Annotated in this window: 14 protein-coding genes; 1 reads left to right on the top strand and 13 read right to left on the bottom strand. The window is 68.9% G+C overall.

The window, feature by feature from the left end:
* Positions 1-61: 61 nt before the first annotated feature.
* Positions 62-709, bottom strand: coding sequence for a TIGR02234 family membrane protein (locus G6N19_RS19480; RefSeq protein ID WP_013829066.1), 648 nt, complete (start codon positions 707-709; stop codon positions 62-64).
* The gene (locus tag G6N19_RS19475) at positions 702-2,237 is read right to left on the bottom strand and encodes an anthranilate synthase component I (RefSeq protein ID WP_013829067.1); all 1,536 of its coding nucleotides are present in this window, start codon (positions 2,235-2,237) and stop codon (positions 702-704) included. The genes G6N19_RS19480 and G6N19_RS19475 overlap by 8 nt, the downstream gene beginning before the upstream one ends.
* Positions 2,238-2,288: 51 nt before the next feature.
* On the opposite strand from G6N19_RS19475, the gene G6N19_RS19470 reads away from it, so the two are divergent.
* Entirely contained in the window at positions 2,289-2,753 is a 465-nt protein-coding gene (locus tag G6N19_RS19470) for a peroxiredoxin (protein ID WP_013829068.1), read from the top strand.
* 32 nt (positions 2,754-2,785) lie between these two features.
* Here G6N19_RS19470 and G6N19_RS19465 read toward each other — a convergent pair whose 3' ends face one another.
* The 11 genes from G6N19_RS19465 to hisD all read right to left on the bottom strand — a co-directional run bounded on the left by G6N19_RS19465 (position 2,786) and on the right by hisD (position 12,724).
* Positions 2,786-3,862: a coiled-coil domain-containing protein gene (locus G6N19_RS19465; RefSeq protein ID WP_013829069.1), complete on the bottom strand. Its 1,077-nt coding sequence runs from the start codon at positions 3,860-3,862 to the stop codon at positions 2,786-2,788.
* Between the two features lie 241 nt (positions 3,863-4,103).
* Complete coding sequence (locus G6N19_RS19460) at positions 4,104-5,186, bottom strand: coiled-coil domain-containing protein (protein WP_232062437.1); 1,083 nt, start codon at positions 5,184-5,186, stop codon at positions 4,104-4,106.
* A gap of 79 nt (positions 5,187-5,265) precedes the next feature.
* Positions 5,266-5,985, bottom strand: a complete 720-nt coding sequence (locus G6N19_RS19455) for a M protein (RefSeq protein ID WP_232062436.1) — start codon at positions 5,983-5,985, stop codon at positions 5,266-5,268.
* Between the two features lie 96 nt (positions 5,986-6,081).
* Positions 6,082-6,438: a phosphoribosyl-AMP cyclohydrolase gene (hisI, locus tag G6N19_RS19450; RefSeq protein ID WP_193465473.1), complete on the bottom strand. Its 357-nt coding sequence runs from the start codon at positions 6,436-6,438 to the stop codon at positions 6,082-6,084.
* Entirely contained in the window at positions 6,435-7,220 is a 786-nt protein-coding gene (gene hisF, locus G6N19_RS19445) for an imidazole glycerol phosphate synthase subunit HisF (RefSeq protein ID WP_013829073.1), read from the bottom strand. The genes hisI and hisF overlap by 4 nt, the downstream gene beginning before the upstream one ends.
* A gap of 229 nt (positions 7,221-7,449) precedes the next feature.
* Positions 7,450-8,265, bottom strand: a complete 816-nt coding sequence (locus tag G6N19_RS19440) for an inositol monophosphatase family protein (RefSeq protein ID WP_013829074.1) — start codon at positions 8,263-8,265, stop codon at positions 7,450-7,452.
* An 8-nt stretch (positions 8,266-8,273) separates the two neighbouring features.
* Complete coding sequence (gene priA, locus G6N19_RS19435) at positions 8,274-9,014, bottom strand: bifunctional 1-(5-phosphoribosyl)-5-((5-phosphoribosylamino)methylideneamino)imidazole-4-carboxamide isomerase/phosphoribosylanthranilate isomerase PriA (protein WP_041319863.1); 741 nt, start codon at positions 9,012-9,014, stop codon at positions 8,274-8,276.
* A 20-nt stretch (positions 9,015-9,034) separates the two neighbouring features.
* Positions 9,035-9,658 carry an imidazole glycerol phosphate synthase subunit HisH gene (gene hisH / locus G6N19_RS19430; RefSeq protein ID WP_013829076.1) on the bottom strand — a complete coding sequence of 208 codons (624 nt, stop codon included), beginning with the start codon at positions 9,656-9,658 and terminating at the stop codon, positions 9,035-9,037.
* Positions 9,655-10,269 carry an imidazoleglycerol-phosphate dehydratase HisB gene (gene hisB, locus G6N19_RS19425; RefSeq protein ID WP_013829077.1) on the bottom strand — a complete coding sequence of 205 codons (615 nt, stop codon included), beginning with the start codon at positions 10,267-10,269 and terminating at the stop codon, positions 9,655-9,657. The genes hisH and hisB overlap by 4 nt, the downstream gene beginning before the upstream one ends.
* Positions 10,266-11,399 (bottom strand): histidinol-phosphate transaminase, encoded by a 1,134-nt coding sequence (locus G6N19_RS19420; protein ID WP_193465472.1) that lies wholly within the window; start codon positions 11,397-11,399, stop codon positions 10,266-10,268. Before G6N19_RS19420 ends, hisB begins: the two co-directional genes overlap by 4 nt.
* A complete protein-coding gene (gene hisD / locus G6N19_RS19415; RefSeq protein WP_193466457.1) occupies positions 11,396-12,724 on the bottom strand; it encodes a histidinol dehydrogenase in 1,329 nt (442 codons plus the stop codon). The genes G6N19_RS19420 and hisD overlap by 4 nt, the downstream gene beginning before the upstream one ends.
* Positions 12,725-12,838 lie beyond the last annotated feature (114 nt).

The following is a 12,838-nucleotide window of genomic DNA, read 5'->3' as shown; positions in this document are numbered from 1 at the left end:
CGCTTGGCTCCCCTTGTCCGGGACCTTCATCGAAGGGTAACCACCGTCACCGTCACCGGTGTCACCGGCCCTCGGCCGCCGGCCCGGGTGGCGGTTCTGTCGGGTCGCAACCCTCGTCGAGCGCGTCCCACATCATTCGTTCCGACATCTCCGGGGTCCCCGCGGCGGCGTCGGCGTCCCGCGTCACCGCCCGCCGCGCCGCCGGCGTCTCGTATTTGGCGTTGTCGTTCGTGTGATGGGCGGCGGCCCGCATCAGCAACGCCGCAGCGGCCAGCACACCCAGCGCCGCCAGCAAGCTCAACACCGCCCCGGTGAGGCGGCGGTCGGCCGCCAGCAGCGATGTCAGCGGGATCTCGGCGATATCGAGGGCGCGGAGCGCGACGTCGCGCACCACCCACATGCTGACGGCCAGATAGCCGGCCGCCAGGCTCACCGCGGCCATCAACACCGCCAGCACCCGCAATTTCCAGCCCCGCACCGCCACCGCGGCGACCGCGGCGGCCAGGCACACCCAGGCCAACGGCACCAGCGCCGTCGACCAGGACGCGCCGCTGACCGTGATGTCCTTGGGCTGTCCCAGCCCGTCGAAGGAGCGGATCAGCACCCATGGCAGCCGAGCGGCGCCCCACAACCCGCCGGCGGCCAGCACCAGCAGCAGTTGCGCCACCCGCAGCGCCCGCTTGCCGCCGCGGACCCCGTCCTCAGTCATCGCTGCCCGGTACCGTCAGCGTTTCGGCAGCCGCGATCGCGGCCAGCACCGCGCGGGCCTTGTTGGAGGCCTCGGTGTACTCGTAGGGGCCGTTGGAGTCGGCCACCACGCCGCCGCCGGCCTGCACGTAGGCGGTACCGCCGGCCAGCAGGGCGGTGCGGATCGCGATCGCGAAGTCGGCGTTGCCGGCGAAGTCGAGATAGCCGACGACGCCGCCGTACAGCCCGCGGCGGGTCTTCTCGACCTCCTCGATCAACTCCATGGCCCGCACCTTGGGCGCCCCGGACAGCGTGCCGGCCGGGAAGCAGGCGGTCACCGCGTCCAGTGCGGTGCGGTCCTGCGCGAGCAGCCCGGTGACCGTGGAGACCAGGTGCATGACGTGGCTGTAGCGCTCGATGTGGCTGTAGTCGGACACCCGCACCGTGCCCGGGACGCATACCCGCCCCAGGTCGTTGCGGCCGAGGTCGACCAGCATCAGGTGCTCGGCGCGCTCCTTCTCGTCGTTCAACAGGTCCTTGCCCAGGAGCTGGTCTTCCTCCTCGGTCGCACCGCGCCAGCGAGTCCCGGCGATCGGGTGGGTGGTCGCGCGGCCGTCCTGGACGGTCACCAGCGCCTCGGGGCTGGATCCCACGATCGAAAAGGCCACTCCCCCAACGTCGTCGGGCACCTGCAGCAGATACATGTACGGGCTCGGATTGGACACCCGCAGCATCCGGTAGACGTCGATGGGATCTACGTCGGTGTCCATCTCGAAACGTTGCGAGGGCACCACCTGAAACGCCTCGCCGGCCTCGATCTCACCGACCAGCCGCTCGACGATGGTGCCGTACTCCTCGGGGGTGCGCTGCCGCCGGTAGACCGGCTCGGGCCGGTCGAAGGTGGCGACACTGGACTCCAGCGGCTGACTCAGCGCCGCGGTCATCACGTCGAGCCGTGCGATCGCGTCGTCGTAGGCTTCGTCGACCCGCTCGTCCGTGCCGTTCCAGTTGACCGCATTGGCGATCAGCGTGATGGTGCCCTCGTGGTGGTCGACCGCGGCCATGTCGGTTGCCAGCAGCAACAGCATGTCGGGCAGCTGCAGGTCATCGACGGCCAGCTCCGGAAGACGTTCCAGCCGGCGCACCATGTCGTAGGCGAAAAAGCCCACCAAGCCACTCGACAGCGGCGGCAGCCCGGGAATGGCGGCCGTTTCCAGCAGTGCCAGCGTCTCGCGCAGCGCCTGCAGCGGGTCGCCGCCGGTGGGGGCGTCCTGCGGCACCGGACCCAACCACACCGCTTCGCCGTCCCGGACCGTCAGCGCCGACGACGTCCCGGCGCCGATGAACGACCACCGCGACCAGGACCGGCCGTTCTCGGCCGATTCCAGCAGGAAGGTGCCGGGCCGGTTCGCGGCCAGCTTGCGGTAGGCGGACAGCGGCGTCTCGGCATCGGCCAGCACCTTGCGGAGCACGGGGACCACGCGGTGCTCGGCGGCCAGCGCCCGAAAGTCCGCCCGGGAGGTGACGCCGGCGCTGCTGGGGGTGTGCACGGGCCCATCTTCCCAGACCCCACCCGTGCGGCCGGGAGTAGCCTGGCGGCCATGAACACTGGCGACACCGTGGCCGACTTCGAGCTCCCCGACCAGACCGGAACACCGAGGCGACTCAGTGCGCTGCTGGCCGACGGGCCGGTGGTGCTGTTCTTCTACCCGGCGGCGATGACTCCCGGCTGCACCAAGGAGGCGTGCCACTTCCGGGATCTGGCCGGCGAGTTCGCCGCGGTGGGGGCGCAACGGGTGGGCATCAGCGCCGACGCGGTGGCCAAGCAGGCCAAGTTCGCCGATCAGCAGGGCTTCGACTACCCGCTGCTGTCCGACACCGACGGCACGGTGGCCGCCCGGTTCGGCGTCAAGCGCGGGCTGCTGGGCAAGCTGCTGCCGGTGAAGCGGACCACGTTCGTCATCGACACCGATCGCACGGTGCTGGGCGTGATCGCCAGCGAGTTCGCCATGGATGCCCACGCCGACAAGGCGCTGGAGCTGCTGCGGGCGCGTTCCTCCGCCTAGACCGCCGGGCCGGCCCGGCGGGTTGGGGATGTCTACTCGTCGGTGGCCGTGTCGTTGTCGTCAGCGGTGTCGTTGTCGTCGGCTTGTTCGGCTTCGGGTGCTTCGTCGGAAGCGGCCGGCGGGACGTCTTCGGGTGCCCGCAGGTTGTCGCCGACGGCGGTGTCGATCCAGTTGCGGATCTCGGTGAGGTGGGTGACGATCCCGGAGCGTTCCCGTACCAACAGATCCACTTCGGACTGGGTGCGCTCGGTGAGCAGTTTGGCCTCGCGTTTGGTGGTGGCGATCAGCGTGGACGCCTCCAGCCGAGCCTCCTTGTCGAGCTTGGCGATGTTCGCCTCGGCCTGCTCCCAGGCCGCCTGCATCTTCTGGTCCAGCCGGTGCTGGGCTTCGCGGCGGTTGCGCTCGTCTTCTTCCCAGGCCAGCTTGATCTGCTGGTCGAGGGATTCCTGCGCCGCCCGGCGGTTGCGCTCGTCTTCCTCGGCCAGCCGCTGGTAGACCTCGCGTCGGCTGCGCTCGGCCTCTTCGATCTCCTGTGCGATGCGGCTGCGCTCCTCGTGCGCAATCCGCAGGATCTCCTCGGCCTCCTGGGTCGCGGCATCGAGGATCTTCGCCCGGCGCGCGTTGGTGGAAGCCTGAAATTCGGCCAGCGCCTCGCTGGCGGCGGCACGGTCGTGGCTGGCGGCCTCCAACTGCTCGCGCAGTTGTCCGGTCAGCGACTCGGCGTCCTGTTGGGCCAATTCCTTGGTGCGCCGCGCTTCCTCGGAGGCGATGCGCATCATCCGCGCGATCCGGTCCGACATGCCCTCCACCGAGTTGACCGGACCGGTGACCTGCTCGAACTGGCTTTGCAGTTGCGACAGTTCGCCGGTGAGACGTTGCCGTTCGGACTCGGCCTCAGCCGTCAGCCGCACGATGTCGTTCTGCAGCCGCGTGACCTCCGCGCTGAGTTGCTCCCGGTCGAATCGAGTTTGCGACTTGGCGGCTTCGAGGGATTTGTTGCGGTCCTGCAGAATGTCGATTTCCCGGTGGAGGCGAGCGATGTAGTCGGCTACTTCATTGCGATCGAAACCGCGCATCTGCGTTTCGAATTCCGGAATCTCCAGCGCCACCGGCGTTACTCCTAGGTACCCGTCAGGTTCGGTTCTCGGTTCGACAGCCAAGCAGCGTGCAACTGAGTTGGCTTGCGCGCGAAGCTAAATGGGCATGCGCACTCAACGCACCGTGCGACGGAGCGTATCAGACCTGGCAGAGCGTGTCACCGGTCTCATCGGGGGCAGACTTCAGCTCAAGCGCGGACGGCTTTCGCGAAATGAGGACTCTTTTGCCCGCCCGGACGATTCGCCGTTTGCGTCAAGCCGATGAATGCCGCTCGCCGTTGTCGCCGACGGCGGTGTCGATCCAGCTCCTGATCGCGTTGAGGTGCGTGAGGATGTCGGCACGCTCTCGCCCCAGTAGCTCCACCGCCGTCCGCGCGCGATCGCTGAGCACTGTGGCCTCGCGCCGGGCCGTGGCGATCAGCGTCGAGGCCTCCAGCCGGGCTTCGTTGTCGAGCCTGGCGATACTGGCCTCGGTCTGTTCCCATGCGGCCTGCATCTTCTGGTCCAGCCGCCGCCGCGCCTCCCGCCGGTTGTGCTCGTCTTCCTCCCAGGCCAGCTTGACCTGCTCGTCGAGGGCCTCCTGCGCCGCCCGGCGGTTGCGCTCGTCGTCTTCGGCCAGCCGCTGGTAGACCTCTCGGCGGCTGCGTTCGGCGGCTTCGATCTCCTGCGTGATCCGGGCGCGTTCCCGGTGCGCGAGTCGCAGGATCTCCTCGGCTTCGGCGGTTGCGACCTCGAGGATCTTCGCCCGCCGCGAGTTCGCGGAAGCCTGCAGCTCAGCCAATGCCTCGCCGGCGGCGGCCCGGTCAAGCCTGGCGGCCTCCAGTTGCTCACGAAGTTCCGCGGTCAGCGACTCGGCGTCCTGTTGGGCCAACTCCTTGGTGCGCCGCGCTTCCTCGGAGGCGAGCCGCATCATCCGCGAGATGCGATCCGACATGCCTTCCACCGAGTCGACCGGAGCGCTGACCTGCTCGAACTGGCTTTGCAGTCGCCGCAGTTCCGCGGTGAGTTCTTGACGTTCGGCCTCGGCGTCGGCGGTCATCCGCACAATGTCGTGCTGAAGCCGTTTCACCTCGGCGGCGAGTTGCTCACGGTCAAATCGGGCCTGCGCTTTGACGGCGTCGAGCGATTTGGTGTTCTCCTGCAGAATTCCGATTTCATGATGGAGCCGGGCAATGTAATTGGAGACCTCATTGCGATCGAACCCGCGTAGCTGCATTTCGAATTCCGGAATCGCTGGCACCACCGGTTCAACTCCTCCCGACAGGATTTGCCCTCGGCTCGACAACACCGGGCGTCTAGCCGACTGTTCGCCGAATAAGGGCAGCTCAACAGGCATGGTCAAGCCGCCGTGCGAGGTGAGCGTAGCAGATGATGGCTGGGTGTCAGCCGAAATTTACGATAGCGAAAAAATGGGGTCAGTGGGGACGATTCTCGCGAAACCAGGATTCCCTGGGCGGTGGCGTCGATTCCCGGCTGACCGGAACGGCGTCGTTAACCGGGTTTGCGTCGTTAACTTCGGGCCTGCGATTCACTTGAAACGTCGTGCGCTCTATCTGGTTGACGATCTTCGCCCGCGCGTCGATGAGTTCGGCCAGGCGCTGCTGGGCGTCGGCCACGTGGCTGTTGATCGCCTGATTCATCTCGGTCAAGATCGCCGAAGCGTGGTTCTCGGCTTCTCGCATGATCTCGGCGGCGCTCATCACGGCCTGTCGGCGCAGCTGGGCGGCCTGAGTGCGCAATTGCTTGTGCTGGGTCTCCAGCTCGGCCCGCAACTCAGCCGCCTCTCGGCGTTGCGCCTCGGCGTCTTGGAGGATCGCGGCCGCCTCGTTCTCGGCGGCGCTGCGCACCTCGTCGGCGAAGCGCTGAGCCTCAGCACGAATATCATCGGCCTCGGCGACCGCCCCGTTGAGAATTCCGGACAGTCGTTCACTTAATCCGACGATATCGCCGGGGATTTCCGATGCCAACTCGTTGAAACGCGCCGACGTAGATTCCAGGTTCGCCTGCGACTCACTCAACTGATTCGTCAGCGCAACGATCCGCGACCCGTCGCGGGGCATGTGCGCCTCGATGTCGCTGACCGTCCCCTTGGCGTAGTGGGCGTCGATCTGCGCCGAGAGCCGCTCCAGCTCCAAACCTCTGGGCCGTTGCTGGTGTTCCAACCGGTACCAGTCGTCAGGCTCGTCGGAGTTCACAGTCGGCCAGCATACCGCCCGGCCGCCGCGGGTGAATCAATCTGCGGGACCGAGCAACACGTCAGCGTCGAAGCAACTGCGGTCTCCGGTGTGACAGGCGCCGCCGGTCTGATCGACGTCCAACAGCACCGTGTCACCGTCGCAGTCCAGCCGCACCGCATGTACGTACTGGGTGTGCCCGGAAGTGGCGCCCTTGACCCACTGCTCGTTGCGGGACCGCGAAAAATACGTCGCCTCACGGGTTGCCAGGGTGCGGGCCAGCGCGGCGTCGTCCATCCAGGCGACCATCAGGACCTCGCCGCTGCCCCGCTGCTGTGCCACCGCGGCGATCAATCCCTCGGCATTGCGCTTGAGCCGGGCCGCGATCGCCGGATCCAAACGGCGTTCACTCATCGCACCACGATTCCTTCGGCCGCCATCGCAGCCTTGACCTGTCCGATCGTCAGCTCCCGGAAGTGAAACACGCTGGCCGCCAGCACCGCATCGGCGCCGGCGGCGACCGCCGGCGCGAAATGCTCGGCGGCGCCGGCACCCCCACTGGCGATCACCGGCACGCTCACCGCCGCCCGCACCGCGCGCAACATCGGCAGATCGAACCCCGCCTTGGTGCCGTCGGCGTCCATCGAGTTCAGCAGGATCTCACCGATCCCGAGCTCCACACCGCGCACCGCCCACTCGACCGCATCGATGCCGGTGCCGCGCCGACCGCCGTGGGTGGTGACCTCCCACCCGGACGGGGTGGGCGCCGATCCGGCCGGAACCGTGCGGGCGTCGACCGACAACACGATGCACTGCGAGCCGAAGTGGCGGGCTAGCTCGGCCAGCAGCTCCGGGCGGGCGATGGCGGCGGTGTTCACCGACACCTTGTCCGCGCCGGCCCGCAGCAGCACGTCGACGTCGGCCACGGTGCGCACCCCGCCGCCCACGGTGAGCGGGATGAACACCTGGTCGGCGGTGCGGGCGACCACCTCGAGCATGGTGGCCCGGCCCGACGACGACGCCGTGACGTCGAGGAAGGTCAGTTCGTCGGCGCCCTCGGCGTCGTAGGCCGCCGCCAGCTCGACCGGATCGCCGGCATCGCGCAGGTTCGCAAAGTTCACACCCTTGACGACCCTGCCGTCGTCGACGTCCAGGCACGGGATGACCCGCACCGCGACGTCGCTGTGCTTATGCATCGGTCCCAGCTTCGCCTCTCCTGCGTCGAGCCTCGCTGAACCGCTGTGCTTATGCATCGGTCCTAGCTTCGCCTCTCCTGCGTCGAGCCTCGCTGAACCGCTGTGCTTATGCATCGGTCCCAGCTTCGCCTCTCCTGCGTCGAGCCTCGCTGAACCGCTGTGCTTATGCATCGGTCCCAGCTTCGCCTCTCCTGCGTCGAGCCTCGCTGAACCGCTGTGCTGCTGCATGTCAGTAGTCCTCCGGTGCACCGACGGCGGAAAGGATGTCGAGGATCTCGGTGTGCGCCCCCGGTGCGGCGGCCAGTGCCGAGCGCGACTGGGCCGTCCAGGGCGCACCGGTCAGGTCGGTGACGATGCCGCCGGCGGCGCGCACCAGGGCGACTCCGGCGGCGTGGTCCCAGATGTGGTCGCCGAAACTGATCGCGCCGCCGAGGGTACCGTCGGCGACATAGGCCAGGTCGATTCCGGTAGCACCGTGCATCCGCGGCCGCGACGTCACCCGGCTCAGGCCGGTCAACACCTCGAGCCGGTAGCGGCCCGGGAAGCGTCCACGCCAGTCGACGTTGAACGTGCCGACGCCGACCAACGAGTCCGACAGCGCCGCCGGACCCAGCCTCGGCTGCGCCACCCCGTTGCGCAGCAGGGGCCCACCGGCCACCGCGGTATAGCGCTGGTCGGTAAACGGCAGCCAGGTCAGCCCGGCGACCGGTTCACCGTCGCGCAGCAGACCCAGCAGAATCGCGGCCATCGGCGATCCGGCGGCGTAGTTGAACGTGCCGTCGATCGGGTCCAGCACCCATACCAGCGGCGAGTCGATCGGTGGACCGCCGAACTCTTCGCCGTGCACACCGATTCCGGTCGCCGACACCAGCCCCTCGGTGATCTGACGCTCCAGAGCCAGGTCGACCTCAGTAGCGAAGTCGTTGCCCCCCTTGCGAACTGCCGAGCCGGCCCGGTGGCCCTCGAGGAAGGGCTGCGCCGCGACATCCAGGATTCTCGACGCCTCGACGACCAGGGCGTCCAGTTCTGCGGTGTCCAGCGCCACGTGCGGTCCTAGCCCCGCACCGCGGCCAGCGCCTCGGGCAGCGTGAACCGTCCGGCGTAGAGCGCTTTGCCGACGATCGCGCCCTCGACGCCGCGGTCCACCAACGTGGCGATGGCGCGCAGGTCATCGAGGCTGGACACTCCCCCGGATGCGATCACCGGTGCGTCGGTGCGGGCGGCGACTTCGCCGAGCAGTTCCAGGTTGGGACCGCCCAGCGTGCCGTCCTTGGTCACATCGGTGACGACATAGCGCGAACAGCCTTCACGGTCAAGGCGTTCCAGAACCGGCCAGAGATCACCGCCGTCGGTCTCCCAACCGCGGCCCCGCAGTCGGTGCGCGCCGTCGGGATGGCCGGGCTCGATCTGCACATCCAGCCCGACCGCGACCTTCTCGCCGTGCTCGGCGATGGCGCGAGCGCACCACTGCGGGTTCTCCAACGCGGCCGTGCCCAGGTTCACCCGGGCGCAACCGGTGGCCAGCGCAGCCGTCAGCGACTCGTCATCCCGGATGCCGCCGGACAGTTCGACCTTGACGTCAAGGCGCCCAACCACATCGGCGAGCAGCTCTCGGTTCGAACCGCGCCCGAAGGCGGCGTCCAGGTCGACCAGGTGAATCCATTCGGCGCCGTCACGCTGCCAGCCCAGCGCGGCATCCAGCGCCGAGCCGTACTCGGTCTCGCTGCCGGCTTTGCCCTGCACCAGCCGCACCGCACGGCCGTCGACGACGTCGACGGCCGGCAGCAGAACCAGTGCGTTGTTCACAGACGTACTCACAGTGCCTCCACCCAGTTGCTCAGCAGTCTCGCCCCGGCATCCCCGCTCTTCTCGGGGTGAAACTGGGTGGCGGCCAACGGCCCGTCCTCGACAGCCGCCAGGAACGGTACCTGATGGGTCGCTCGGGTCACCAAAGCCTCCGGACGGCCCTCCCAGTGCTGCGCGGCATAGGAGTGCACAAAGTAGAACCGGGTGTCGGCAGCCATCCCGGCGAACAGCGTGCTGCCGGGTGCGGCGTCGACGACATTCCAGCCCATGTGCGGGATCACCGGGGCGTCCAGCCGGCTGACCACGCCCGGCCACTGGCCGCAGCCGGCCGTCTCGACGCCGAACTCGACGCCGCGGGCGAACAGGATCTGCATTCCGACGCACACGCCCAGCACCGGACGACCGGCAGCCACCCGTTCGGCGATGATCTTCTCGCCGTGCACCTGGCGCAGTCCGGCCATGCACGCCGCGAACGCCCCGACGCCCGGGACCACCAGACCGTCCGCGGCGGCCGCCGCGTCGGCATCCGCCGTGACCTCGACTTCCGCGCCGGCGCGCTGCAGGGCACGCTGGGCCGAGCGCAGGTTGCCCGAGCCGTAGTCCAGGATCACCACCGCGGGTTCGGCGCTCACAGAGCACCCTTGGTGGACGGCACGCCGGTCACCCGCGGGTCGGGCTCCACCGCCTGCCGCAGCGCACGGGCGACCGCCTTGTACTGGGCCTCGGTGATGTGGTGCGGATCGCGCCCGTAGAGCACCCGGACGTGCAGCGCGATGCGCGCATTGGAGGCCAGCGTCTCGAACACATGCCGGTTGATCACGGTGTGGTACGGCGCCTGCGTACCGGCGATCGTGGTGTGCACCAGATGGTCGGGCTCGCCGGTGTGCACGCAGTAGGGCCGCCCGGACACATCGACGGCGGCGTGCGCCAACGTCTCGTCCATCGGGATGAACGCGTCACCGAACCGGCGGATCCCCTTCTTGTCGCCGAGCGCCTGGCCGAGGGCCTGGCCGAGCACGATCGCGGTGTCCTCCACGGTGTGGTGCGCCTCGATCTCGATGTCGCCCTTGGCGCGCACCGTCAGGTCGAAGCTGGCGTGGCTGCCCAGCGCGGTCAGCATGTGGTCGTAGAACGGCACCCCGGTGTCGATGTCGACGACTCCGGTGCCGTCCAGATCGAGTTCGACCACGATGTCGGATTCGCGGGTGGTGCGGGTTATCCGGGCGCGGCGGCTGCCGGTCATGAGGCTCCTAATGTTTGTGCGAGTTCGGTGGCCGCCAGGCGTTGGCTGGCGGCCAGCAGCGCGTCGTTCTCCTCCGGCAGTCCGGTGGTGGCGCGCAGGTATCCGGCGATGCCGACGTCGCGGATGAGGATGCCGGCATCCAGGTAGCGCTGCCACGTTGCGGGCGCGTCGGCGAATTCGCCGAACAGCACGAAGTTGGCGTCGCTGGGAATGACCCGAAATCCCATGGCGGCCAACGCGGCCGAGACACGTTCGCGTTCGGCGACGAGCTGCGCAACGCTGCCCAGCGTGTCGTCGGCGTGCCGCAGCGCGGCACGGGCGGCGGCCTGGGTGACCACCGATAGGTGATAGGGCAACCGCACCAGCAGCATCGCCTCGATCACCGCCGGGGCAGCGATCAGATAGCCGAGCCGGCCACCGGCGAACGCGAAGGCCTTGCTCATGGTGCGGGTGACGATCAGCTTCGCCGGATAGTCACCGATCAGCCCGATCGCGCTGGGCTGCGAGGAGAACTCCCCGTAGGCCTCGTCCACGATCACGATTCCCGGTGCCGCGTCGAGCAGCCTGCGCAGCTCGTCGAACGAAATACTCTGGCCCGACGGGTTGTTCGGGCTCGCGACGAACACCACGTCGGGCCTGCTGTCGGTGATCGCGGTGACCGCGACGGCAACGTCCAAACCGAAGTCCTCGGCCCGGTTCGCGGCCAGCCACCGGGTCTGGGTGCCGTCGGAGATGATCGGGTGCATCGAATACGACGGGACGAAGCCGATCGCGCTGCGGCCGGGGCCGCCGAACGCCTGCAGCAGTTGCTGCAGGATTTCGTTGGAGCCGTTGGCCGCCCAGACGTTCTCCGGGCCGACCCCGACGCCGGTCTGGGTGCTCAGATAACCGGCCAAATCGGTGCGCAGCGCCATCGCGTCACGGTCGGGATAGCGGTGCAACTCGGCCGCGGCCTGCCGCACCGAAGCCGCGACGTCGTCGACCAGCGCCGCACTGGGCGGGTGCGGATTCTCGTTGGTGTTCAGCCGCACCGGCACCTCGAGTTGCGGCGCCCCATAGGGTGATTTGCCGCGTAGATCGTCGCGCAGCGGCAGGTCGGCCAGTGTGATCTCGCCTCCGGGCCGGGTCACTGCTCGAACCTCCGCCGGACCGCTTCGCCGTGCGAGGGCAGATCCTCGGCGTCGGCCAGCGCGATCACGTGCCCGCTGACATCTTTGAGCGCGGCCTCGGTGTAGTCCACCACGTGGACACCGCGCAGGAAGGTCTGCACCGACAACCCGCTGGAGTGCCGTGCACTACCCGCCGTCGGCAGCACGTGGTTGGAGCCCGCGCAGTAGTCACCGAGGCTGACCGGGGCGTACGGGCCGACGAAAATAGCTCCGGCCGAACGGATCCGGGCGGCCACCGCGGCGGCGTCGGCGGTCTGGATCTCCAGGTGCTCGGCGGCGTAGGCATTGACAACCCGGATACCGGCGTCCAGGTCGTCGACCAGCACGATCGCCGATTGGCGTCCCGTCAGTGCGGTGACGACCCGCTGGCGGTGCACGGTGGTCTCGAGTTGCGCGGTCACTTCGCGGTCGGTCGCGTCGGCCTGTTGCGGACTGGTGGTGACCAGCACGCTGGCGGCCAGCTCGTCGTGCTCGGCCTGGCTGATGAGGTCCGCGGCCAGATGCGCCGGGTTGGCGGTGTGGTCGGCCAGGATCGCGATCTCGGTGGGTCCGGCTTCGGCGTCGATGCCGACCTGGGAACGGCACAGCCGTTTGGCGGCGGTCACGTAGATGTTGCCGGGCCCGGTGATCATGTCGACCGGAACCAGCTCTGCCTGATCGGTGTCGGTGCCGCCATAGGCCAGCAGCGCCACCGCCTGGGCGCCACCGACCGCCCAGACCTCGGCCACGCCGAGCATGCGGGCCGCGGCCAGGATCGTCGGGTGCGGCAGGCCTTGAAACTGGCCCTGCAGGTCCGCTTGCGGCGGGCTGGCGATCACCAGCGAGTCCACCCCCGCGGTCTGGGCCGGCACCACGTTCATCACCACGCTGGACGGGTAGACGGCGTTGCCGCCCGGCACGTACAACCCGACGCGCTCGACCGGAATCCAGCGTTCGGTGACGGTCGCACCCGGCGCCAGCATGGTGGTGGTGTCGGTGCGTCGCTGGTCGGCGTGTACCGCGCGGGCGCGGCTGATCGCCACCTCCAGGGCGGCGCGCACCGCCGGGTCCAACTCGGCCAGCGCGGCCTCCAGCGCCGCTTCGGGCACCCGGACCGCGGCCGGGCGTATCCCGTCGAACGATTCGCCGAACTCCAGCGCCGCGGCCGAGCCGCGTTCCGCGACCGCCTCGACGATCGGGCGCACCTGTGGCAACACCGCCTCGACGTCGACACCGCCGCGCGGCAGGGCGGCCCGCAGCGAAGCTGCCGACAGGTTCGCGCCACGCAAATCGATGCGCGACATCAGCGGTGTGGTCACGCCGACCATTGTCCCAGAACAGCTCAAGTGGATTTCGCCCCGTCGGTCGGCGCCCTGGGAGTCGAGTGCGCGGTTTGGCCGGGATTCGGGCCGGGAAGGCGC

The sequence above is a fragment of the Mycobacterium novum genome (genome assembly GCF_010726505.1).
GTDB classification, from domain to species: domain Bacteria; phylum Actinomycetota; class Actinomycetes; order Mycobacteriales; family Mycobacteriaceae; genus Mycobacterium; species Mycobacterium algericum.
This window is presented reverse-complemented; position numbering and strand designations above follow the sequence as displayed.

What these genes read in the sequence shown, in the direction of transcription:
- G6N19_RS19480 (WP_013829066.1), bottom strand. Translation starts at nt 709, where the DNA reads ATGACTGAGGACGGGGTCCGCGGCGGCAAGCGGGCGCTGCGGGTGGCG.
- G6N19_RS19470 (WP_013829068.1), top strand. Translation starts at nt 2,289, where the DNA reads ATGAACACTGGCGACACCGTGGCCGACTTCGAGCTCCCCGACCAGACC.
- G6N19_RS19460 (WP_232062437.1), bottom strand. Translation starts at nt 5,186, where the DNA reads ATGCCTGTTGAGCTGCCCTTATTCGGCGAACAGTCGGCTAGACGCCCG.
- hisI (WP_193465473.1), bottom strand. Translation starts at nt 6,438, where the DNA reads ATGAGTGAACGCCGTTTGGATCCGGCGATCGCGGCCCGGCTCAAGCGC.
- hisF (WP_013829073.1), bottom strand. Translation starts at nt 7,220, where the DNA reads ATGCATAAGCACAGCGACGTCGCGGTGCGGGTCATCCCGTGCCTGGAC.
- hisB (WP_013829077.1), bottom strand. Translation starts at nt 10,269, where the DNA reads ATGACCGGCAGCCGCCGCGCCCGGATAACCCGCACCACCCGCGAATCC.